Source organism: Streptomyces sp. NPDC111802, assembly GCF_055634335.1.
Genome location: NZ_JBVKCZ010000021.1, coordinates 44,196 through 65,867, shown reverse-complemented (window position 1 = coordinate 65,867; position 21,672 = coordinate 44,196). Strand labels below are relative to the sequence as shown.

Annotated in this window: 26 protein-coding genes; 14 read left to right on the top strand and 12 right to left on the bottom strand. The window is 70.3% G+C overall.

From position 1 onward, the window contains the following. Positions 1-13 precede the first annotated feature (13 nt). Positions 14-475 (bottom strand): hypothetical protein, encoded by a 462-nt coding sequence (locus ACZ7NC_RS23695; RefSeq protein WP_471491000.1) that lies wholly within the window; start codon positions 473-475, stop codon positions 14-16. Positions 476-649: 174 nt separating this feature from the next. Beyond that, on the bottom strand, positions 650-1,765 hold the full coding sequence (locus tag ACZ7NC_RS23690) for a hypothetical protein (protein ID WP_471490998.1): 1,116 nt from the start codon (positions 1,763-1,765) through the stop codon (positions 650-652). A 135-nt stretch (positions 1,766-1,900) separates the two neighbouring features. Between ACZ7NC_RS23690 and ACZ7NC_RS23685 the strand changes: the two genes are divergently transcribed. The 4 genes from ACZ7NC_RS23685 to ACZ7NC_RS23670 all read left to right on the top strand — a co-directional run bounded on the left by ACZ7NC_RS23685 (position 1,901) and on the right by ACZ7NC_RS23670 (position 4,705). Next, positions 1,901-2,275, top strand: coding sequence for a peptidase inhibitor family I36 protein (locus tag ACZ7NC_RS23685; protein WP_471490997.1), 375 nt, complete (start codon positions 1,901-1,903; stop codon positions 2,273-2,275). 299 nt (positions 2,276-2,574) lie between these two features. Further along, positions 2,575-3,459: an SDR family NAD(P)-dependent oxidoreductase gene (locus ACZ7NC_RS23680; RefSeq protein ID WP_471490995.1), complete on the top strand. Its 885-nt coding sequence runs from the start codon at positions 2,575-2,577 to the stop codon at positions 3,457-3,459. A 92-nt stretch (positions 3,460-3,551) separates the two neighbouring features. Next, on the top strand, positions 3,552-4,118 hold the full coding sequence (locus ACZ7NC_RS23675; RefSeq protein WP_471490993.1) for a TetR/AcrR family transcriptional regulator: 567 nt from the start codon (positions 3,552-3,554) through the stop codon (positions 4,116-4,118). Positions 4,119-4,210: 92 nt separating this feature from the next. Next, a complete protein-coding gene (locus tag ACZ7NC_RS23670) occupies positions 4,211-4,705 on the top strand; it encodes a peptidylprolyl isomerase (RefSeq protein ID WP_471490991.1) in 495 nt (164 codons plus the stop codon). A 98-nt stretch (positions 4,706-4,803) separates the two neighbouring features. Here the strand turns inward: ACZ7NC_RS23670 and ACZ7NC_RS23665 are convergent, their stop codons facing one another. Next, positions 4,804-6,519, bottom strand: a complete 1,716-nt coding sequence (locus tag ACZ7NC_RS23665) for an IlvD/Edd family dehydratase (protein WP_471490989.1) — start codon at positions 6,517-6,519, stop codon at positions 4,804-4,806. On the opposite strand from ACZ7NC_RS23665, the gene ACZ7NC_RS23660 reads away from it, so the two are divergent. From ACZ7NC_RS23660 to ACZ7NC_RS23650, 3 genes are all read left to right on the top strand, one after another. Continuing rightward, complete coding sequence (locus ACZ7NC_RS23660; RefSeq protein ID WP_471490987.1) at positions 6,518-6,724, top strand: hypothetical protein; 207 nt, start codon at positions 6,518-6,520, stop codon at positions 6,722-6,724. The two genes, ACZ7NC_RS23665 and ACZ7NC_RS23660, sit on opposite strands and share 2 nt — an antisense overlap. Further along, positions 6,724-7,800, top strand: a complete 1,077-nt coding sequence (locus ACZ7NC_RS23655) for a zinc-dependent alcohol dehydrogenase (protein WP_471490985.1) — start codon at positions 6,724-6,726, stop codon at positions 7,798-7,800. Before ACZ7NC_RS23660 ends, ACZ7NC_RS23655 begins: the two co-directional genes overlap by 1 nt. A 262-nt stretch (positions 7,801-8,062) precedes the next feature. Continuing rightward, a complete protein-coding gene (locus ACZ7NC_RS23650) occupies positions 8,063-8,542 on the top strand; it encodes a MarR family winged helix-turn-helix transcriptional regulator (protein ID WP_471490983.1) in 480 nt (159 codons plus the stop codon). Positions 8,543-8,552: 10 nt separating this feature from the next. Here ACZ7NC_RS23650 and ACZ7NC_RS23645 read toward each other — a convergent pair whose 3' ends face one another. From ACZ7NC_RS23645 to ACZ7NC_RS23620, 6 genes are all read right to left on the bottom strand, one after another. Continuing rightward, positions 8,553-10,292: a PP2C family protein-serine/threonine phosphatase gene (locus ACZ7NC_RS23645; RefSeq protein ID WP_471490982.1), complete on the bottom strand. Its 1,740-nt coding sequence runs from the start codon at positions 10,290-10,292 to the stop codon at positions 8,553-8,555. Continuing rightward, complete coding sequence (locus ACZ7NC_RS23640; protein ID WP_471490980.1) at positions 10,289-11,350, bottom strand: SpoIIE family protein phosphatase; 1,062 nt, start codon at positions 11,348-11,350, stop codon at positions 10,289-10,291. The genes ACZ7NC_RS23645 and ACZ7NC_RS23640 overlap by 4 nt, the downstream gene beginning before the upstream one ends. After that, positions 11,350-11,793: an anti-sigma regulatory factor gene (locus ACZ7NC_RS23635; protein WP_471490978.1), complete on the bottom strand. Its 444-nt coding sequence runs from the start codon at positions 11,791-11,793 to the stop codon at positions 11,350-11,352. The genes ACZ7NC_RS23640 and ACZ7NC_RS23635 overlap by 1 nt, the downstream gene beginning before the upstream one ends. Continuing rightward, a complete protein-coding gene (locus ACZ7NC_RS23630) occupies positions 11,790-12,212 on the bottom strand; it encodes an STAS domain-containing protein (RefSeq protein ID WP_471490976.1) in 423 nt (140 codons plus the stop codon). Before ACZ7NC_RS23630 ends, ACZ7NC_RS23635 begins: the two co-directional genes overlap by 4 nt. Further along, positions 12,209-13,108 carry an STAS domain-containing protein gene (locus tag ACZ7NC_RS23625; protein WP_471490974.1) on the bottom strand — a complete coding sequence of 300 codons (900 nt, stop codon included), beginning with the start codon at positions 13,106-13,108 and terminating at the stop codon, positions 12,209-12,211. Before ACZ7NC_RS23625 ends, ACZ7NC_RS23630 begins: the two co-directional genes overlap by 4 nt. Before the next feature lie 63 nt (positions 13,109-13,171). Further along, a complete protein-coding gene (locus ACZ7NC_RS23620; RefSeq protein ID WP_471490972.1) occupies positions 13,172-14,344 on the bottom strand; it encodes a PP2C family protein-serine/threonine phosphatase in 1,173 nt (390 codons plus the stop codon). A gap of 155 nt (positions 14,345-14,499) precedes the next feature. On the opposite strand from ACZ7NC_RS23620, the gene ACZ7NC_RS23615 reads away from it, so the two are divergent. After that, on the top strand, positions 14,500-14,979 hold the full coding sequence (locus tag ACZ7NC_RS23615; protein WP_471490970.1) for a MarR family winged helix-turn-helix transcriptional regulator: 480 nt from the start codon (positions 14,500-14,502) through the stop codon (positions 14,977-14,979). Between the two features lie 216 nt (positions 14,980-15,195). Here the strand turns inward: ACZ7NC_RS23615 and ACZ7NC_RS23610 are convergent, their stop codons facing one another. Further along, positions 15,196-15,594 (bottom strand): STAS domain-containing protein, encoded by a 399-nt coding sequence (locus tag ACZ7NC_RS23610; RefSeq protein ID WP_471490969.1) that lies wholly within the window; start codon positions 15,592-15,594, stop codon positions 15,196-15,198. A 359-nt stretch (positions 15,595-15,953) separates the two neighbouring features. On the opposite strand from ACZ7NC_RS23610, the gene ACZ7NC_RS23605 reads away from it, so the two are divergent. Then, entirely contained in the window at positions 15,954-16,418 is a 465-nt protein-coding gene (locus tag ACZ7NC_RS23605; RefSeq protein WP_471490967.1) for an ATP-binding protein, read from the top strand. A 160-nt stretch (positions 16,419-16,578) separates the two neighbouring features. On the opposite strand, the gene ACZ7NC_RS23600 is transcribed toward ACZ7NC_RS23605, so the two are convergent. Next, positions 16,579-17,454 (bottom strand): RNA polymerase sigma factor SigF, encoded by an 876-nt coding sequence (locus ACZ7NC_RS23600; RefSeq protein ID WP_471490965.1) that lies wholly within the window; start codon positions 17,452-17,454, stop codon positions 16,579-16,581. A gap of 355 nt (positions 17,455-17,809) precedes the next feature. On the opposite strand from ACZ7NC_RS23600, the gene ACZ7NC_RS23595 reads away from it, so the two are divergent. The 4 genes from ACZ7NC_RS23595 to ACZ7NC_RS23580 all read left to right on the top strand — a co-directional run bounded on the left by ACZ7NC_RS23595 (position 17,810) and on the right by ACZ7NC_RS23580 (position 20,167). Then, a complete protein-coding gene (locus ACZ7NC_RS23595; protein WP_471490963.1) occupies positions 17,810-18,676 on the top strand; it encodes a SigB/SigF/SigG family RNA polymerase sigma factor in 867 nt (288 codons plus the stop codon). Between the two features lie 161 nt (positions 18,677-18,837). Beyond that, entirely contained in the window at positions 18,838-19,125 is a 288-nt protein-coding gene (locus ACZ7NC_RS23590; RefSeq protein ID WP_471490961.1) for a DUF5133 domain-containing protein, read from the top strand. An 87-nt stretch (positions 19,126-19,212) separates the two neighbouring features. Next, positions 19,213-19,584, top strand: coding sequence for a PRC-barrel domain containing protein (locus tag ACZ7NC_RS23585; RefSeq protein ID WP_471490960.1), 372 nt, complete (start codon positions 19,213-19,215; stop codon positions 19,582-19,584). Between the two features lie 145 nt (positions 19,585-19,729). Next, positions 19,730-20,167, top strand: a complete 438-nt coding sequence (locus ACZ7NC_RS23580) for an ATP-binding protein (protein WP_471490958.1) — start codon at positions 19,730-19,732, stop codon at positions 20,165-20,167. Positions 20,168-20,212: 45 nt separating this feature from the next. On the opposite strand, the gene ACZ7NC_RS23575 is transcribed toward ACZ7NC_RS23580, so the two are convergent. Beyond that, complete coding sequence (locus tag ACZ7NC_RS23575; RefSeq protein WP_471490957.1) at positions 20,213-20,656, bottom strand: ATP-binding protein; 444 nt, start codon at positions 20,654-20,656, stop codon at positions 20,213-20,215. 332 nt (positions 20,657-20,988) lie between these two features. Here ACZ7NC_RS23575 and ACZ7NC_RS23570 point away from each other — a divergent pair, with 332 nt between their 5' ends. Next, positions 20,989-21,672 (top strand): class I SAM-dependent DNA methyltransferase, encoded by a 684-nt coding sequence (locus ACZ7NC_RS23570; protein WP_471490955.1) that lies wholly within the window; start codon positions 20,989-20,991, stop codon positions 21,670-21,672.

Genomic DNA, 21,672 nt, shown 5'->3' with positions numbered 1-21,672 from the left:
CTCAGCCGAAGCGTCAGCCGGCGAACACCCTGCCCTCCTTCACGACGTAATGCGTCGGCTCGGAGCAGCCGATGGACGGTGTGATCAGCAGGCTCACCGTCAGCGGCGCCGGCTCCGTGCTCGCCGTGGAGAACTCGCAGACAGCGCCACTGCCCGTCAGCGGGTACCAGAACCACCCGTCGACCTCGCCCACGGTGACTCGGTCGGACTCCTTCCAGGCGCCCCCGCTCTGCGTGTAGACCTGAAGCCGTACGGAGGCGGCGTATTGGTCCTGCGTGGAGCGCTGGGCGGTGAGCGTGATCTTGTAGTCGCTCCCGAGGACGGACGAGGCGATCTGCCGCGTCTGCGGCGCCGCGGTGCCGGCGTTGGAGGTTCCGGCAGAGGCGGTCCCGAGGACCGCCGCCATCGCGAAGGTGACGGCCGCCGTCGCGGCGTATCGGGTGCGGGTGGTGGTGGCGTGCTGGGTGCGGGCCATGCTCATGTGTTCCCCCGTGGAACCGAGTTGTACTGGATGGTCTGTTTTGGTTCGTACGGTGGTAAAGACCATTCATGTCCCCGGAGGGTTGTACGTGGCCTTCTTGTACGGGTTCACGCGACCATGGCCAATCGGACGGACTGTGCTTGCGACATCGTCATCGTCGCCGGAACGCTAGTGCAGGCGGCGCACCGCCTGGGCCTCGGCGCGTTCCACGGCGCTGCGGCCGTGGGTGTGGACCAGGGCCAGGTGGAACAGGGCCGGGGTGACGGGGGCCCAGCGGTGGAGGCGGTCCGGGCGCAGGAGGTAGCGCACCACGTCCGCCGGGCGGAACGGTACGTACTCGATGCTCTGGTGCTCCCATCTGTCGGCGACTCCGTGTGAGATGCGGGATCGCAGGGCATCGCCGGTCAGCCCTGCGAGGTGTGCGGTGAAGTGGACGCTCCACTGGCGGCGTTCGACGTCCAGCACGAAGGCCAGCATCGTCAGTGTGTACTCGTGCGGCTCCAGGGAGAGTTCCTCGCGCATGCCGCGGCGCGCCACCTCGTGCAGATCAGGTGCGTTGCGGCCGGCCGAGTCGATGTGGCGGGAGAGTCCCTCGTTCACCGACGAGCCCCACAGGCCCGGGCCGGAGCGCACGGCCTCGGCCCGTCGGCTGACGACGAGCAGATGATCGGCTGTGACCACGGCTATGTTCACGCCGAAGCTGCACTGCAGGAAGGCGGGGGCGTCCAGCGGGTGGTCGGGGTCGAGGTACCGCCGACGTGGCGTGGTTCCGTCGGGAAGTCTGCGGTCGAGCTGCTGCGCCGCCAGGAAGGTGAAGTAGTCGGTGGGGCGCAGCCGCAGTCGGACTTCCGGGTGCTCTTCGAGCGCGGTGCGGGAGATCTCCAGACCCTCCACGGCGTACCGGGGACCGTTCCAGGTGCGCACGCGCGTGCCGGACGCCTCCGCCCGCTCCTCCTCCGCCTCGATCTCCGCCCGCCACGGCGCCATGTCCGCGGGCAGGACCACCTCTTCCTCCAGCACTTGGACTCTGACCGATTCGGACGCGATGGCCTGCTCGCCGTCGCCCTCGACGACGAGAGCCGTGGTGTGCAGCGGCCCGATCGAGAAGGTCGACCACGAGGTCGACGGGGCTGCGTCCTCACGGTACGTCAGGCTGCGCACCCTGGTGGCGAAGCGGCGGCGTAGCCTGAACCAGGCGTCCTGAAGGGGCTGTTGGAACAGGATCGCCACGATGACGCCGCAAACGGCCCCGACAATCCCGTTCACAAGATCGATTCCGGTCACAGAACCGGAGCGTATAGCCTCCCGGCGGGCCCCCTCGGCCAAGTCCCCCTATTTGCAGGGCTCGCCACGCTCTCCGGGCTACCCGCCGCTGGTGACTCGTGCCGCCACAGGTCGCGAAGCAGCGCGATCTCGGCCATGATCGCCCTCTCGCCCTCGCCCGCCCAGGCGGCGCCAACCTGGTACAACGGCCCTGCCCCGGCAGGCTGTTCGTACGGGGCGCTGTGTGTCTACCGCGACATCAACTTCCAGCAGGGCGGCTGGGGCGTCGCCCAGTTCTTCTACAGCAACGCCGAGTGGAAGCAGACCTCCAACGCGTACATCGCGGACAACGACTCGTCCTGGTTCAACAACGGCACACCCGACTACCCCAGTTCTGTACGCGTCATGACCTATCCCGACCTCCCGGGCAATGCCTCGACCAGCTTCTGCCTGGACCGCGGCTGGGGGAACACCTGGGACCTCGTCGCCAACGACAGCGGCGAATCGAACCGGTGGGTCGGCAGCTGCTGACACCGCGGATCATGAAGAAAGGGGCCCGGAGCGTCCACCCGGACGCCGCTGGTTGATTCGGGGCCCTCAACGGTCGGCCTTCGAGACCCGGTTGTGGTCTTGGAGGCCGGCTGTGTCGTACGGGAGGAATGGGGCCCGAGTTGGCCTCCGACGCCGCTTCGAGCACCTCGCGGGCGGCCTGGGCCACAGGGTCCGTGCGCTGCCTCGCCCTGCCCCTCACTGAAGCGGATAACAAATCCGGATCTGTTATTGTGGCGTCAACCGGATAGGTCATCCACATACGCAGAACGGATCGTGCGATGAAGCAGACAGCAGTGGTCACCGCAGGAACGGCGGGAATCGGGTTGGAGACCGCCATAGGCCTCGCCGATGCCGGCCTCGCGGTCACCGTGGTGGGGCGCAACGCCGAGCGCGGTGCCCGTGCGATCGAACGGATCAATGCCACCGGACCGTTGCACTCCGCGCGATTCCTGGCCGCCGATCTCTCCTCCCTCGACGACGTTCGCGATCTCGCCGGCAGGATCGCCGCCGGCGGTCCCCTGACCGTGCTGGTCAACAACGTCGGGGCGATGTTCCCGGACCGGCAGGACTCGGTCGACGGGATCGAGGCGTCGTTCGCCGTCAACCACCTTTCGCCGTATCTGCTGACCGAGCTGCTGCTGCCCGCGCTGCGAGCCGGTGCGCCGAGCCGGATCGTGAACGTCACCTCGGGCGCGATCGGGGTCGCCAAGCGCGTCTTCGAGGCCGTCGAGCCGCCGGGTGGCTACTACGGCTTCCACTGGTACGGCCGCGCCAAGCTCGCCAACCTCGCCTACACACTGGAGCTGGCCGGCCGGCTCGACGGCACGGACGTCTCGGTCTTCGCGGCGGACCCGGGCGGAGCCGCGACCGACATGACCAACAGCACCATGCGCGATCCGAAGATCGTCTCGCCGGGGCTGCGGCTGCTGTGGCCGCTGGTCCGGCGTAAGTTCGAACGCTCGACCTCGGGCCCGGCGTCCGTGGCGGCCCGTCCCTCGGTCTTCGCCGCGATCGACGACTCGCTGAGCGGCAGGACCGGCGTCGTCATCGGACCCCAGGCGCAGCCCGTGCCTCCGGTCCGCCCGGCGACGGATCCCCGCATCGCCGAGGCGGTACGGAAGCTCAGTGAGCGCCTCGCTCCCATCCCCGGCGCCGACCGGTAGTTGACCGGTAGTTGGCCGTACCGAGAAGCGGGCGGCTCATCCGGATCATGCGCCCCGGCAATGCGGATGAGTCATCCAGATAGACTTCCGCCATGACGACCAGCCCCCTGCGCAGGGACGCCGCTCGCAACTGGGAGCGGATCGTCGCCGTGGCGCGCGAACTCGTGGACGAGGGCACGCCCCTGCAGCTCAACGACATTGCCCGGCGTGTGCAGATGGGTGTCGGCACCGTCTACCGCCACTTCCCCACCGCCGAGGCGCTTCTGGAAACGGTCGCCACTCCCACCCTGGAGGCGCTCGTCGCCCATGGCGAGGGGGCGCTGGCCGACGACGACCCCAGGCGTGCCCTCGCCGGCTTCCTGACCCGCACCATCGAGGCTCAGGTCACCGACGCCTCCCTGCCCCCGGTCGCGGCCGCGCCCACCGACGCGCTGCCTCGCACCACCGAACTCAAGCAGACCCTTTGGTCGGTCGGGGGCCGCTTGCTCGAGCGGGCCCATGGCGCCGGGGTGGTGCGCACCGACCTGACCTCCGCGGATCTGGTCCCGCTGATGTGTGGGGTCGCCTTCGCCGCCCATGTCCATGGCGAACCCGAGGCTCGTGTCGACACCGCCCGCCGCTATCTGACGGCGCTACTCGAAGGCCTGTACATCCGTTGAGGGACCGATTCGTCCCTTCTCGGTGCGCGGAGTGGTGATCGCCACGCCGGGCCTGTTCGACCTGACGCCGTCTCTGATGGAGAATCCGCAGCATGAGCGAGAACGTTTTCTTCAAGATTTCGGCCAATGGCGAGGACATGGGCCGCATCGTCTTCCGGCTGTATGACGACGTCGTGCCCAAGACCGCACGTAACTTCCGTGAGCTGGCGACGGGCCAGCACGGCTTCGGCTACAAGGGTGCGCCCTTCCACCGGGTGATCCCGGAGTTCATGCTGCAGGGCGGTGACTTCACCAACGGCAACGGCACCGGCGGCAAGAGCATCTACGGTGAGAAGTTCGCGGACGAGAACTTCCAGCTGAAGCACGACAAGCCGTTCCTGCTCAGCATGGCCAACGCGGGGCCGGGCACCAACGGCTCGCAGTTCTTCATCACCACCGTCGCGACGCCGTGGCTGGACGGCAAGCACGTCGTCTTCGGTGAGGTCGTCGAGGGCGAGGACGTCGTCAAGGCGATCGAGGCCCTCGGCAGCCGCTCGGGCACGACCAGCAAGAAGATCGTCATCGAGGACAGCGGAGTCGTCGCGTAACGACCCCGTTCATGTTCGGCGGCCCACGACGGGGCCGCGTATCAGTTCCGCCGGGCCCGTGATCATGGGCTCGGCGGATCTTTCTTTCTCCGTCGAGGTCAGTGCGACTCGCGGCCCACCTCCGAACCGCTGGATCCCACGAGGAAGTCGAGATCGGCGCCGGTGTCGGCCTGGCGGACATGATCGACGTAGAGGCGCTCCCAGCCCCGGCGCGGGTTGGCGTAGGCGGTGACCGTGGCCTCGCTGGGGCTTCTGCGAGCGAGCTCGTCCGCGGATACGTCGATGTCGATGCGGCGCGCTTCGACGTCCAGGGTGATGTGGTCCCCGGTATGTACGAGGGCGAGGGGACCGCCTGCCGCCGCCTCGGGGGCCACGTGCAGGACGACCGTGCCGTACGCCGTACCGCTCATCCGGCCGTCGCAGACGCGGACCGTGTCGCGGACGCCCTGTTCGAGCAGCTTCTTCGGCAGCGGCATGTTCGAGACCTCGGGCATACCGGGGTAGCCCCTGGGTCCGCAGCCGCGCAGGACGAGGACGGAGTCGGCGTCGACGTCGAGTTCGGAGTCGTCGATGCGGGCGTGGAAGTCCTCGATGGAGTCGAAGACGACGGCCCGGCCGCGGTGACGCAGCAGGTGCGGGGAGGCGGCGGCCGGCTTCACGATCGCTCCGTCGGGGGCGAGGTTGCCGCGCAGGACGGCGATGCCGCCCTCGGCGACGAGGGGTTCGGTGCGGGTGCGGATGACCTCGCCGTCCCAGATCGGGGCGTCGTCGAGCGAATCGACGAGCGGCTTGCCCGTGACGGTGAGGGCGTCGGGGTCCAGGAGGTCGCGGACCTCGCGCAGGACGGCGAGCAGGCCGCCGGCGCGGTGGAAGTCCTCCATGAGGAAGCGGCCGGCCGGCTGGAGGTCGACCAGGACCGGGACGCGGGAGCCGACACGGTCGAAGTCGTCGAGGCGGAGGTCGATGCCCAGGCGGCCGGCGATGGCCAGGAGGTGGACGACGGCGTTGGTGGAACCGCCGATGGCGGCGAGTGCGACGATCGCGTTGTGGAAGGACGCCTTGGTGAGGATCGTTCCCGGTCGGCGGTCCGCGGCCACCATGTCCACGGCCAGCCCGCCCGTGCGGTGCGCGGCCTCCAGCAGACGGCTGTCGGGGGCAGGGGTGCCGGCCACGCCGGGGACGACCGTGCCAAGCGCCTCTGCGACCAGGGCCATCGTGGAAGCGGTGCCCATGGTGTTGCAGTGGCCTCGGCTGCGGATCATCGCCGACTCGGAGCGTGCGAACTGCTCCTGCGAGAGCGTGCCCGCCCGGACCTCCTCCGACAGTCGCCACACATCGGTGCCGCAGCCCAGCGGCGTACCGCGGAACGTCCCGGTCAGCATGGGCCCGCCGGGCACGACGACGGCGGGCAGGTCCACCGACGCGGCGGCCATCAATAGGGACGGGATCGTCTTGTCGCAGCCGCCCAGCAGCACCACGCCGTCGATCGGGTTGGCCCGCAGCATCTCCTCCGTGGCCATCGCGGCCATGTTGCGCCAGAGCATGGCCGTGGGACGGACGTTCGTCTCGCCCAGCGACACCACCGGCAGCTCCAGCGGGATGCCGCCCGCCTCGTACACGCCGTCGCGCACTGAGGACGCGACCTCGTCGAGGTGGGCGTTGCAAGGGGTCAGGTCCGAGGCGGTGTTGGCGATGGCGATCTGCGGCCGGCCAGTGAAGGCGTCGCCGGGGACGCCTCTGCGCATCCACGCCCGGTGGATGTAGGCATTGCGGTCCTGTCCCTCGTACCACTGTGCGCTGCGCAGCCTCAGCATGGGACCTCTTCCGGCTGTCGGTACGGAGGTCTACAGTCTGGAACGCCATGGAGCATACGCAGACGTACGGCTGTTCGGCAGACCACGGTTCTCGGAGAGTGTTGGACTTGAGGAGCTGACCCGGGTGACCCCGCCGGCCGCCCTCGTCTCGGCCCGCGACGAGATCGACGCGCTGCTCGGTCCACTCGGCGAGCCCCACTCCTGATGCGCGCCTTCGTCCTGACCGCCCCCGGCGCGTACGAGGTCCTGGACCTCCCGGCGCCGGTGGCCGCGCCCGGTGAAGTCGTCGTCGACGTCGAGCGGGTCGGCGTGTGCGGCACCGACATGGAGTTCTTCACCGGCGACATGGCCTATCTCCACCAGGGGCACTCCAGCTATCCGATGCGGCCCGGTCACGAGTGGGCCGGGCGGGTGGCGGCGGTCGGGGACGGTGTCGACCCGGGATGGATCGGGCGCCGTGTCATGGGCGACACGATGCTCGGCTGCGGCGGCTGCCGCCGCTGTGTGCGCGGCCGTCAGCATGTGTGCGACAAGCGGCAGGAGGTCGGCATCCGCGGGGCGCGGCCCGGTGCCCTGGCGGAGCAACTCGCGGTACCGGCCACCTCGTTGCACGCTCTGCCCGACTCGGTCGATGCCGCGCTCGGGGCGCTCGTCGAGCCCGGCGGCAATGCCCTGCGCGCGGCACGGGCGGCGGCACCGCACGCCGGGGACCGTGTTCTGGTGCTGGGGCCCGGGGCCATCGGCCTTCTCGTCGCGATGTTCCTGCGGGCGGCCGGCGCGGAAGTCCATCTGCTGGACCGGCCCGGCAACTCCCCCGCGTTCGCCCGCTCCCTGGGCTTCGAGCAGGTGTGGGACGAGCGCTCCCTTCCTCAGCTGCCCTTCAACGCGGTCGTCGATGCCTCGAACGCCGCTCATCTGCCGCAGCGGGCATTGGAGTTGGTCGAACCGGGCGGTCGTGTCGTGTACATCGGGCTGGCCGGCGAGCCGAGCGGGATCGACACCCGCCGGCTGGTCCTCAAGGACGTGACCGCGGTCGGCGTGCTGTCCGCCTCCCCCGCCCTGGACGCCACCATCCAGGCCTACGCGTCCGGAACGGTCGACCCCAGGCCCCTCATCGCGGCCACGGTCGGCCTCGACGAGGTCGGCCCGGTTCTCGCGGGCGAACGTCCGCAGGGCGCCGGAGTCGGTCCCAAGATCCACGTGAATCCCCGGGGAGTTCCGGAAGCGGCAGAAGCTACGCCGACGAAAGGGAAGGAATGCCCCGATAAGACCCTTTCGTAACGTCGCCGCATCGACGTCCCCAGCACGTGATCCCCGCCCCCCTCCGCTGCCCCACGTGGAGCCGCTATGGGCCGAACTCGCCGCCCCCTCCGCCGTTCTCATCCCTCGCCTTGCGAACGGGATTCGGCACTCATAGCGCATGGCAGGCCCGGTCTCGCATCCGTCGCCGTCGCATCTGTGTACTCTCGACCGCTTCGGGTAGGGCCCTTGCACTGATGAATCCAAACCGGAGTCGACGGTGAGACTCGAAGGATGACGGACCATGCGCCGCGAACAGGATCCCCAGATCCCCTCCCACCTCGTCGGCGAGCAGATCGTCGAAGTCGTGGAGGACCTGGTGGCGCTGTGGTTCTCGGCCGTCGAGGACGTCCGTCCGCGCCTGTCTCCGCGTCAGATACGCGCCTTGCGGACCGTGCGCCGACGGCCCGCGCTCAATCTCACCGCCCTGGCCGAGCACCTGCGTGTCGGGCTGCCCACCGCCAGTCGGCTCTGCGACCGGCTCGAAGCCGCCGGACTGCTCCGGCGCAGCGTGCGGCCCGGCGACCGGCGCGAGGTGCGGCTGGAGGTGACGGACCGGGGGCGGGTGTTCCTGGCGGATGTCACCGAGGGGCTTTCGGTGCGTCTGGCCACCGCCCTCGACGGCTTTCCACCCGAGCGGCTCGAACAGGTTCTGCGCGCCTTTGCCGAGGCCGGACTCCCCGTCGGCACCGAGCCGGGGGCGAACACCGGGAACGAGAACTGACGTGGCAGGCTCAGACCCCGGGCACCCGCTCCGAACGCCCGTCGTCGTGCACATGGCACAGCAACAGGCATACGTCGTCGTCGTGTTCGGAGTCGTGCAGCAGCGGATGCAGAAGCCGGTCGGCCGACCCCTCCAGATCCTCTTCGAGTTCGCCCGGCCCGAAGCCGCCCAGCGCCTCGGCGAGCCGCTCGATGCCGGGGTCGATCCCGTGGGCGCGGCGCTCCACCAGCCCGTCGGTGTACAGCGCCAGCGTCGATCCGGGCGGCAGCGGCGCCGTGTGGTCGGCGATCTCCTGTCTCAAGGGGATGCCCAGCATGGCGCCGGGTTTGGCGTCGAGGGTGTGCACCTGGCCGTCGGGGGCGCGCAGGACCGGTGGCGGGTGCCCGGCGGCGGCCCAGGTGAGGGTGCGGTCGTGGGGGTGGAAGCGTGCGATGACCGCGGTGGCGTAGAGGTCGAGGCGCAGACGGTGCAGGAACAGATGCAGCCGGGTCAGGAGTTGGCCGGGGCTGCTGCCGTCGACGGCGTAGGCGCGCAGGGCGGTGCGCAGCTGGCTCATCATCACCGCCGCGTGCAGCCCGTGTCCGGTGACGTCTCCGACGACGGTGATCAGGCTGCCGTCGGGCTGGCGGAAGGCGTCGTACCAGTCACCGCCGATGTTCAGGCCCCGGGTGGCCGGGAGGTAGCGCGCGGCCAGGCTCAGGCCGGGTGTGGTGGGCAGGTCGGTGAGCAGGGCGCGTTGCAGGGTCTCGGCGATGTCGCGGTTGTGTTCGAAGCGCCGGGCGTTCTCCAGGGCGATGCTGGCTCTTCGGGTCAGCTCGATCAGCATGACGGCGTCGTCGGCGTCCCAGCGCTCGTCGGGTGCGGACAGGGTGAGGACGCCCTGTGGCGCCCAGCGGGTGAGCAGCGGGATGCACAGCAGGGGCCGGGCGGGGTCGAGGGCCGAGGGCGGTTGGTCGTCGACGCCGGCCAGATGGCCGGGGTGGTCGGCGGCGTACTGGGGGCGGCCGCGCCGGGCCGCGAGGACGGCGGCGGCCGCATGGGGACCGCTGCGCAGGGCGTCGTCCATGTCGTCGAACAGCCATACGTCGACGGAGCGGGCGTAGCGCGGCACCAGCAGGGCGGGCAGCAACCGCACGATGGCCTCGTGGTTGAGGGAGGCCGTCAGCGCGGCGCTGGCATCGGCGAGGAAGGTCAGTCGGCCGCGGGCGTTCTCCGCCTCTTTGCGGGCCTTCTGCTCGGCGTCGAAGAGCTCGCGCTGGGCCCGGCCGGCGGCGTCCAGCTCGGCGTGGAGCGCCAGCACGCCCTGGTTGGTCTGGTGGAGTTCCTCCCGGTGGAAGGCGACCATCGCCTCCTGCTCGTCGAGGCGCTCCAGCAGCAGGGCCGCGTCCTCGTCGGCGCCGAACAGGGCCTCGGCGAGTGTGGTCGGGTCGTCGATCGCGGGCTCACCGGAGAGGTCCGCGTCCTCGGCGCAGGATACCGACGCCTGCCACGGGGGACGCAGGTCGTCCGGGCGGCGTGCGGCCGAGTCCACCTCGACGCGGAAGACGCCGCCACCGGGGGCCGGGGTCACCGCCACGCCGACCCGCCACTCGCCTCCCTTGGTGAGGCACTGCCGTAGCTGTGCGGTCAGCGCGGTCACCAGACGCGCGCGCTCGACGGTGGTCACTCCGCTCGAGACGGCCAGGCGGGCCGTGCCGATGCGGGCCTGCGCGGCGTCGGTGATGGTGTGGACGTGCCAGGTGCGGTTCATGGAGAGCGGTCCGAGGGGCAGGGGCTCAGCACGACGACGGCGGTGTCGTCGCGTACCGGCCGGGCGGAGCTGCTGGCGTCCCGCACGATCGAGGCGGCGATCACGGCGGGGTCGAGGGACGACTGGGCGTGAACGACGGGGCCGGGACTCCAGCGGCTCGGCAGGCCGTCACTGTGCAGGACCAGGAGGCTCCCGTCGGTCCAGGTCTCCTGGTGCTGCGGAAGATGCGTGGGGAGGTGGGCTCCTACGATGCCGGGGCGTGAGACCAGGCCCCGCCAGGTGTCGCCGTGGTGCAGCCGTGCGCCCACGTTGCCCACTCCGGCGAACGACAACTTCCCTGCGGCCATGTCGAGTTGGGCGATGGCCACGGCCGCGCCCCTGGTGGCGCCCAGGGCTGCGTGCATGCGCCGCAGCAGGTCGGGCGGGGGCAGGTGCGGCGCGTTCCGGAGCGCCTCCACCGCGGCGGAGGAGGCTCGGGCGGCCTCGGGACCGTGGCCGAGACCGTCGGCGAGCATCAGCGTCACGCGGTCGGCCGTCCGTATGGACGCCCAGGCGTCGCCGGAGAACTCCCCGCCCGCGAGCGGGACGTTGACTCCGCCCGCCCGCACCGGGAGCGGGCCGCCGCTGTCGTGGCCGGTCCGAGCGGCGATCCTGGCCATGGCGATGGTTCCGCGCCCGGGTGCGCTGTGCAGGCCGAAGCCGTCGGCGGCGCGCAGGCAGGTGCCGAGGCCCGCGCCGAGGGAGCCGGCGGTCGAGTAGCCGTCGCGCAGTGCCGCGCCGGTGTCGGACATGCCGGGCCCGTGGTCGACGGCCATGATCTGCACCAGCGGGATCCTCTCGTCGGCGTAGGCCGGGACGGGCGGGCCCACGAGGTCGAGGAGTATCCGTCCGCCACCGGCGTGCTTCAGCAGGTTGGTGGCGAGTTCGGTGGCCACGAGCTCGGCGGCGGCGACCCGGTCCTCGGGCAGCCTGGCACGGTCGGCCGCGTCCCGGGCCGCCATACGGACATCGCGTACCCGGGTCGAGTCGTGCACCGGCACCTCCCAGACGCGCGGCATCAGGGCGCCTCGCGCGGACGGGGCGGCCTGGAGATCCAGGACGTCACCGTCACGGTGGTGCCGACGCCGCGACGGCTGTCGATGGAGAACTCGTGGACCAGGCGCCGGGCACCGCCCAGGCCCATCCCCAGTCCCTCTCCTGAGGTGTAGCCGTCGGACAGGGCCTGGTCAAGGTCCGCGATGCCGGGGCCCTCGTCGCTGAAGACGAGCCGCAGTCCCCGTATCCCACCGCTGGTCACCTCGGTGCACTCCATCCGGCCCCCGCCGCCGTGGACGAGGGCGTTGCGCGCCAGCTCGCTGGCCGCGGTGACGAGTTTGGTCTGCTCGACCAGACCGAACCCGAGCTGGGCCGTCACCTGCCGCACATGCTGCCGCGCCCGGACCAGGTCGAGGTCCGAGTGGATCGGCAGGCAGGCGGAGACGCTGCCGGTGCTGTGGGTCACGGGCGCTCCCGGCGGGCGCGCCCGTCACGGGGCAGGGCCGACACCTCGGCGCCGAGCAGGAGCATGGCCTCCTCCGTGCTGAGAGCGGTGCGCAACCCCGGCAGGGTCAGGCCGAGTTCCACCAGCGTGATGGCCACCGCCGGGCGCATCCCCGCCACCACGGTCTGCGCGGCCAGCAGCCGGGTCATGGCCGCGACGTCACTGAGGACACGGCCCATGAAGGAGTCGACGATCTCGACACCGGAGACGTCGATGACGACACCGGTGACCGCGCTGTCGGAGACGGTCTCGCCGATGTCCTGCCGGAGCCGTTCGGCCGTGCTGTCGTACAGGTCCCCTTGGAGGGTGACCAGGAGGATCCCGCCGAGACGCAGTACGGGCACATGCCCTTCGTGCGGGTAGGTGGCGGCGCCGGTCACTGGGGCTCCGCGGGCGAGGCCGGGTCCGGCACGATGTGCGCGCCGTGCTGCTGCAGCGCGTAGGCCAGGGCGTCCGCGAGGCTGGCGCGGGTGAGCACCGAGCTCAGGTCGATGCCGAGGTGGACGATGGTCTGCGCGATGGCCGGCCGGATCCCGGAGACTATGCACTCCGCCCCCATCAGCCGCGCCGCCGCCACGGTCTTCATCAGGTGCTGCGCCACCAGGGAGTCGACGGTCGGCACTCCGGTGATGTCAAGGATCGCGATCCGGGCGTGCTGTTCCACGACGGCGTCCAAGAGCGTCTCCATCACCACCTGGGTGCGGGCGCTGTCGAGCGTACCGATCAGCGGTACGGCGACGATGCCTTCCCACAGCTTGATCACGGGGGTGGCGATCTCGAGCAGTTCGAGCCGCTGGCGGTTGATGAGTTCCTGCCCGGCGGTCGTCGTCGCCTCCAGCATGACCAGGCGCAGCGTGCCCATCAGCACGATCAGGGCCGTCACGCACTCCCGCCGGTGCTCGGAGGGCGCGTCGGCGAGTTCTTCGAGCAGCAGGTCGGTGACGAGCGGTCGCAGCGCGTCCATCTCGGCCGAGATCTGCCCGGCGGTCGCGCCGGCCCGAGCCCGGGACTGCGCCGTACGGGTCAACTGCTCGCGCACGAACGTGAATCCGTCCGCCTCCGAGTCCTCCACGCGCCCCGAGGCGGCCACCGCGGCCAGGGCCTCGACCACGGCCCGGCCGGCTTCCACCGCCTCGTCCCGGGAGACGGTGAACACGGTGCGGAACACCGCCGCGTCGGCCCAGCGCTGGGCGATCTGCTCCCGGCGCCCTCGCAGGAAGTCCGCGACCACCTCCACCGGGCCGAATCGGTCCTCTGCCGTTCGCTGCTCCGGCACTTGCTTCCCTCCTCCTACATTGCGCGCCGCCCCGACCGTACGGGGCGGCGCCGGACACTTCGGTCAGGGCTCCTGGGGCGGCCCGAACCAGTCGAGGCACACGACGAGCGCGTCGTCGTCGGCCATGGGTGTGCCGCGGTGACCTGCCAGTTCTCGCAGGACGGCACGGGGGACCTCGGCCGCCGGCAGCAGGCTGGTGGACACGATGGCGCGGGCCAGCGAGCGCTCCCCGTAGCGCTCACCGCCGGGCGCGGCGACCGCGTGCACCCCGTCGCTGGCGAAGACGAGCCGGTCACCGGGCTCGATGTCGATCTCGTGGGAGACGTAGTCCGACTCCTCGAACATGCCGAGCGGGAGCTGCGCCTCCAGGTCGACGGATGCGGCGGTACGGCCGCGCAGCCGCAGCATCTGCGGGGAGCCGGCGTCGACGACCCGGAGCCGGCCCCTGCGCAGGTCGAGGTCGAGCAGGAGCACGGAGAGGTAGGCGTCGCCGCGGTACTGGGCGTAGACGGCCTGGTCGGCGAGGGCGGCCTGGTCCTCGATGGACAGGCCGGCACGCCGTGCGTTGCGCAGCGCGTTGATGCCCAGGTTGGTCAGGAGGGCGGCCTCGATGCCCTCGCCCATGCCGTTGGTGATGTAGAGCATCAGGCCGTCGGCGCTCGCGGACCAGTCGAAGTTGTCGCCGAAGATGGCGTAGGCGGGCTCCAGTTGGGCACCCAGCGCGTACTCGGGGCGCGCGCAGGACCGGCCGGGCAGCAGCTGCCACTGCATCTCGGCCGCCAGGGTGAGCCGGTCGGTGCGGCGCGCCCGGAGGTACAGATCGGTGTCCCGGTCGGCGACGATCACCTCGTGCCCCAGTACCTGAGCCACTTCGGCCAGTTCGTCCAGACACTCGGCCGCCCGGTCGGCGGAGGGCATCGTGACCGCCAGCACCCCGAGCCGGTCGCCGCGCACGGTCACCGGCAGGTGCAGGCGCACCTCGCCGTCGGTGAGCTTCTCGACGAACGGTTCCTGGGAGCCGAAGGCCCGTCCGGCGGGGCCGACGTGTGCAGGCACGGACTCGGGCGGGCCCGGAGCCATGAGGACGCGCTGGAGCGTGGCCAGGCTGTAGTCGGCCAGGAAGAGCTGGACGCTCTTCGCCCCGTACTCGTCGCACAGCACTTCACGGACCGCGTCCACCAGCCGGTGCGGGGCCGCGGCGCGAAGCGCCCGCTCGGCTGCCACGAATCTGTTCACGATGTTGGATACGCCATTCCTGTCACAGTGACGGCGCCGGACCCGCGCTGCCGCGGACGCCGTCCGTCGGTCCTTCGTGCCGATATCTAGTGTTCTGTACGTATTGCCCGAACCGGTGAGCTGACAGTGCCCGTGAAGCCTGAAAGAGTGGGAGCGTGACTTCCTCCTACTCGCAGCCGCGCCCGGACGAGGTGGCGCGTGTGACCTCCGAGGCCGCCGAGTTGTTGGAGGTCCTGTGGGGCCGCGCCTCGACGGCGCCGGTGTCCGCCTCCCAGATCCGCGTGCTCTTCATCCTGGAGCACAGCGACGGGATCAACCTGCGCATGCTGGCCGAGGCCCTCGGCTCCACGCCGCCGTCGACCAGTCGGCTGTGCGACCGGCTCCAGGCGGTGGGGTTCGTCGAGCGGGAGCCGAGCGCCGCCAGCCGCCGCGAACTGCGTCTGCACCTGAGCCGTCGCGGACGGACCTTCCTGACGGAGTTGCGCGCACGCCGTGAGGCCGCCCTGCAGTCCGTACTGGAACAGATGCCCGTCTCGAAGCGGACCGCGCTGCTGGAAGGCCTGGAGGCGTTCTGCGCCGCGGCCTTCGCGGAGATCCACGAGGGCGACGAGGCCTCCGACGTCCGGAGTGCGTGAGTCCCATCCCCGCCCCGGGGCGTCGGCGGGGCGGGGCCGGTTGCGCATCGCCGCTCGGCGACGCGGGCCGTCATCCTTGCTGACCGGCACGTTCCACACCCCTCCCCGCGCTTGACCCGCTCACTCTGTTGCCTCATGGCCATAGTTGTCAAACGGCAACTGTTGTCCTTGCGGGCGCGGACGGGATCGATGAACTGCCTCTCCGGCAGGCGGCCTTCACTCCTCCGCTCGGACGGGCGGCTCGACGCCGGGCCCCGCGTCCGCCACGGCCAGCGCCTCCTCGGCGCTCGCCACGATCGGCACGGTGATGCTGACACCGGTCAGATCCATGATCCGGCGGACGGCCGGCGTCGGGGAGATGACGTACACACCGCCCGAAATCTCTCGTACCTCCTGATAGGCGCGCAGGACGATGTTCATGCCGGACGAGTCCATGAAGGGAACGCCGGCGATATCGAGCATGAAGTGCTTTCGGCCGTGGTGGAGCTGGTTGGCGAGGTGGTGCTGCAACTCGGTGGCCGTATCCATGTCCAGGTCACCCTCGACCGTGAGGAGTACGGCGTCCTCACGGGGCACTTCCACCTTGATCGACAAGGGATTCTGGGCAACGGACACAAGTACCTCCCACAGGCATTGGCGATCAGGACGAGTGCCCCGACGGGCGGATTCGATGCGTCACGGAGCGAAAAATTCCGTGCCGGTCCCGTCGGCGCGTTCGCCCGCCTACCCCTTAATCCCCGCAGCACACAGAGCCGGTGCGAGGCAGCGGTATGTGGTCACGCTTCTGGCTGCTTTTGCACGGGCGGGGCCCGGACGGCGGTTTGGCCGCCGGTCGACTGGTCACGCGATGAGAGAGAAAGCACACGCTTTTGTGGAGGAGGACGGGAACTCGGGCCTGCGGGGTCCCTCAGGGACCCACGGCGGGCTCTCGGTCTCCTCGTTGTGTGACGTCGCCTGTGTCAGGGAGCGAAAGGATGAGCGAGAAGTATCGGACCGGCGCCACCGCGGATTCGGCGGGCCGTCTGTGCGGAGCGCCGCGCAGTCCGGCCGAGGCACGCGGAGCCGTGCGGCGCGTCCTGTCCGAGCAGTCGCGCGTCCGGGGCGTCATGTGCACGCCGGACACGCTCTCGGACGCGCTGCTGGTGGCGTCGGAGCTGACGACCAACGCGATGCTGCACGGTGGCGGCGTCACCGGCTTCGATGTGAAGGTCGTGGGCCGGGATCTGTACGTGTCCGTCAGCGACCGCGAACGGCGACGACCCGTCGCCCAGGACCCCGTCGACCACCACGGACGACACCGCCTCGGAGGCCGCGGCTGGCCGATCGTCTGCCGACTGTCACGTGCCGTGCTCGTGTCCGACATTCCAGCCGGCGGCAAACGGGTCACCGCGGTCATCGCCATGGCGGCGGAGCATCGGCGGTCTACCGACAGACACTGACGCGGACCGGGGGGCCGCGGCCCGGCGGAGGTCGTAGGCCGGAACCCGGGTACGTCCACGCGTGACGCTGCTGCAAAGGCGCTGAGACGTGCGGGTGGGCCCGCGGCCGGTCGGCTGCGGGCCCACCCGGTAGGCACCGTTGAGGGCTGCTGTTGAGGGCTCAGGCCACCCCTGGCTCCAGCAGCCCGGCGCGCAGTTGCTTGATGATGCGGCTGATGAGCCGGGAGACATGCATCTGGGAGACGCCGATCCGTTCGGCGATCTGTGCCTGGGTGAGCTCCTCGACGAAACGCAGATGGATGATCCGGCGTTCGCGGTCGTCCAGCCCTGCGATCAAGGGCGCCAACGAGTGGAAGTCCTCGACGAGTTCCAGCGACGGATCCTCCTCACCGAGGAGATCGGCCAGCACGGACTCGCCGTTCTCGGCGTCACCGGTGACGGCCGCGTCGAGGGAGGCGGACTGATAGCAGTTGGAGGCCTTGCGGGCCTCGATCACCTCTTCCTCGGACAGCGACATCAGTTCCGAGAGCTCGCGCGTGGTGGGCGTACGGCCCAGCCGGGAGCTGAGCTCCTCCGTCGCCTTGGCCAGCTCCACCCGCGCCTCCTGCAACCGGCGCGGCACATGGACCGCCCAGCTCGTGTCGCGGAAGAAGCGCTTGATCTCGCCGACGATGTACGGGACGGCGAACGTGGTGAACTCGACCTCGCGGGACACCTCGAAACGGTCGATGGCCTTGATCAGCCCGATGGTCCCGACCTGGACGATGTCCTCCAGAGAGTCCCCGCGGGCGCGGAAGCGCGATGCCGCGTACCGCACGAGTGAGAGGTTCATCTCGATCAGGGTGTTGCGCACGTACTGGTGCTCGTGCGTGCCCTCCTCGAGCATGACCAGTCGGTCGAAGAACTGCCGCGACAACTCGCGTGCGTCCTGCGGCCTCACCCTCGTCGGATCCTCGATCAGCGGCAGCGCCGCCTCGTCCGTCGTGACCGTCTCCTGTGCCGTGGCCGTTGCCTGCGCCACCGTCACGGCTGCCATGCCGCCCTCCCCGGTTACCGGAACCCATTGCCTCCCCCCGTGTGCCCGAGTTCGCGCGGCTCACTCCCCCTGATTCGCTCGGACTTCGCCGAGGTGGGGAGTTCTGGCGTGAAGTCACCACTCCCCGTGGCCGATTCCGGGCACCCGGCCGCGGAGGCCCCGGATCGGCGCGGAGCATTCCGTCATCGCCAGTGCATCCGAGGCCGTTTGCGGCGGAAGTCGTGGGGCATGCGGGAGTTCGTGCTTCGGAACAGAGGCGCACCGGTGCGACGGATGTGATCGCTCCGGGGCCTACGAGCCCTGCACCGTTTCCCACGGAGTTTGCCTGAGAAAGTCGTTCAGGAGCTGTTCTCTCATGCTGGTTGAAACGTCCGCACATGGTTCCGACAACAACTCTGCCCGCCCCCGCGTGTCCGGCGGACGCGTCCACGACGACGCCCCCGACACCGCGGCCGACTTCGACCGTCTGGCCGCACTGCCCGACGGGCCAGAACGAGAGGCCGTACGCGACGAGCTGACCAAGTCGTGGCTGCCCATGGCGCACCGCATCGCGGGCCGGTTCCGCAACCGCGGTGAGTCGCTGGAGGATCTGCGCCAAGTCGCGGCGCTGGGACTGGTCAAGGCGATAGACCGCTACGAGCCCGGACGAGGGGCCTTCGAGAGCTACGCCGTGCCCACCATCACCGGCGAGATCAAGCGGCACTTCCGCGACCGGATGTGGGCCCTGCGGGTCCCCCGCCGCGTCCAGGAACTGCGCAACAAGGTACGCATCGCACGCCGCGAACTCACCCAGACCTCCGGCGGTTCCACGCCCTCGGTCACCGAGATCGCCGCATACACGGGGCTCACCGAGGACGAGGTGAACGCGGGTCTTGAGGCACTGGACAGCTTCAGCACCCTGTCCCTGGACGCCGAGATGTCCGCGAGCGACGACGGTTACAGCCTCGCCGACACCATCGGCAGCTGCGAGGAGGCGTACGACGTCGTCATCGACCGAGAGGCGGCGAAGGAGGGGCTGCGCCGACTGCCCGAGCGCGAGCGCACCATCCTGTACCTGCGCTTCTTCGAGGACATGACGCAAAGCCGCATCGCCGATCAGCTCGGCATCTCCCAGATGCATGTCTCTCGCCTCATCAGCCGGTGCTGCGCACGGGTTCGGGACGAGGTCCTCGACCAGGACAGGTGCTCGGAGCACCGCGGCGACGACGGCCGGTCCGGGTGACGCGGGAGGGGCCGGACTTCCGGCGCACCGCACCCCCGGTCCTGGCCTCCCCGACGGCCCAGACCGTCCCGCCGAGCCCGGCCGTTCCGACGGTTCCGGCCTCCCCGGCCTTCCCGATCGGCGGCGGGCACGAAGACCACTTATCCCAGGAGCGGATACCCATGCTGACGCCCCATCCGGCAATGCTGCGCAGGCTCGTCGAAGAGTACGAGTCGCTCATGGCCGACGAGGGCGACGGTGCGGCCGGCCAGGGCGGGCGTGACCTGCGCGCACAGGACCTGGCCTACACGTTGTGCGTGTCGACGGGAACGCGCGAGGTCGGCCAGGCCCTGAAGATGGCCCGCCGCCTGCTCGCCGCCGCGCACGACCCCGTAGTACCGGCGAAGCGGCCCGCGGGCATCGCCGACAGGGGCGAGCCACCGGCGCAGGAGTCGGCGATCGTCGGCTGAACCGGGCCTGGGTGCGAAGAGCGCGGGAAGCGCGGGCGAGCGGAGCGGCGCGGTGGAAGACCGCAACGGCAGGAAGGTGGAAGCGATGTGAGCACCGACAGAATCTGGTCGTACCCTCCCGGGAGCGGTCACCAGGACGGGCTGACGCTCACCGGGTTCACGGTCCAGGCGACCGACGGGGTCATCGGCCATGTGGATCGCCAGGCCGACGACACTCCCCTGCGACACCTGGTCGTCGACACGGGCGCGTGGGTGTTCGGCCGAAGTCTGCTGATTCCGGCGGGCACGGTCACCGGCATCGACATGGAGGCCCGCACGATCGCGGTGGGGTGCACCCGGGCGGCGGCCAAGGCGGCACCCGGTTTCACGACGGACCGCGAGACCCTCGATCCCGCATACTTGTCGGCCGTTGGTGCCTACTACGCCGCGTTACCCCATGATTCGGGCACACGCGGGTAGGCGAACCCATGGAGACGGACGACGAGGAGCGGAGTCGACAGCGTGCGAGGAATGGTGAAGTGACAGAAGCCACAGCCCTCTTGGTGCACGCCCGCGATGCTCGGGTAACAACGAGCATCCCGCGGGCGGCGAACGAGCGACCGTGATGCCGGCCGAGCGCCGTCCTGCCAGGGACAGCCGGACGGCGCACACCGGGTCGGTCCCGATCACCAGCGCGGCGGCGGCACGCAGTTACGTGCGGTCGGTCGTGGAAGCGCACGGGCATGACTCGTCCGGCCCGACGGCTGAGACAGCCGTGATCGATCTGTTGTTGGTCGTGTCGGAACTGGTCACCAACGCCATCCGGCACGGCCGCGGCCTCGCGGGGTTCGAGGTGAACCCCGTTCCGGAGGGGGTGCGGCTGAGCGTGCACGACTACAGCGAGACCGTCCCCACCGCCGCGTACGGGCCCGGCACGCTGCCCCAGGCGCACGAAGGCAGCGGATACGGATGGCCGCTGATCATCCGCCTGGCCCGCGAGATCCGCATCGAACACCGCCGCGAGGGCGGCAAGACCGTCAGCGTGCTGGTGCCACTGACCTGAGCGTTCGCTCATGGGCCAGGTGCGCGGCGCGGGTGAGCGGGTGACTCACCAGGGCAGGAACGCGTGCACGTCCTTGCCGTCCTCGCGCACCACCACGCTGACCTGGTCGCACAGGGTGTGGATCAGATACCAGCCGATTCCGCCGCCGCTGCCGGTGCCCGGGTGGAACGGGCGCGGCGCCGGCGGGGTGACGCTCGTGTCGCTGAACGTCACGTGTACGCCGTCGAAGGTCCTGCGCATCATCAGCCTGAGCGGCCCCGGAGCGTACTGGATCGCGTTGGCGGCCAGCTCGCTGACGACCAACAGGATGTCGTCGCGGTACTCAGGGGTCGCCGGCGGCGCGGACCGCGCGAGCGTGGTCAGGAACTCCTCCGCGCTGAGGCGCGCTCTCGTCACATCGCCGAACCCCCCGTCAAACCTGGCCTCCCAGTCCTGAATCTTCTCGGAGGACGGTGTATCGCCGCCGCTCCCACGCGATTCGGTCGCCATCACACCTTCTTCGGCCCGTCTACCGTCGGCCGCGGTGACTCGTCTCGTGCTGCTTCCACCGCTGCTGGTTCCCAGCCAGCGCGCGGATACGCGTCCGAAACAGGTAGGAACCTGCGGGACACCGCAGGAGAATGAGGCCACAGAGGCTGCTACGCAGGTCGGAACCGGGCTCGGCCCGAAAGCCGGTCCGGCTGTGACCACGAGGAGTGCCTCGCGACGGTGACTGATGTCCGTGGCCGGCGTCCGTGACTGCCGTCCTCGCCCTGTTCAGACCGGAGCCACGCCTCTATAACTATGACAAAATCGCCTATAGGCGTCGAAGGAGAGTCCCTGTGAGCAGCCCCGACGACGAGGTCGGCTACGGGAGCGTCCAGCTCGACCGCACAGGTCAGGCCGAGGCCTTCGACGCCATCGGCGAGCGCTACGACGAGGCCTTTCCGCACAAGGAAGGGCAGGTCGCGTCCGCCGAGTGGCTCGTCGGCGCCTTGCCCGCGGGGTCCCGCGTAATGGACCTGGGGTGCGGCACCGGGGTCCCCACCGCTCTGCAGCTGACGAAGGCGGGGTTCGAGGTCGTCGGTGTCGATCTGTCGGAGGGGATGCTCGCGCTCGCCCGCAAGAACGTGCCGAACGGGCGGTTCCATCGGGCGGACATCGCGGATCTGCGGCCCGAAGGCCCCTTGGACCTCGGCCGCTTCGACGCGGTGACGGCCTTCTTCTCCCTGCTGATGCTCCCGCGCGCGGAGATCCCCCTCGCCCTGCGCACCGTCCACCACCTGCTGGTTCCGGGCGGGCTGTTCACGCTGTCGATGGTGGAAGCGGATGTGGACGACTTCTCGATCCCCTTCATCGGCGAGACGATCCGGGTCTCCGGCTATCTGCGGGACGAGCTGCGCGAGGTCGTCGAGGCGGCGGGCTTCGAGATCTCCGACGAGTCCTCATACACGTACGCTCCGGCGACCGCGGACGTCCAGCCCGAGGTGCAGATCTTCCTGCGGTGCAGACGACGGAAGGCCTGA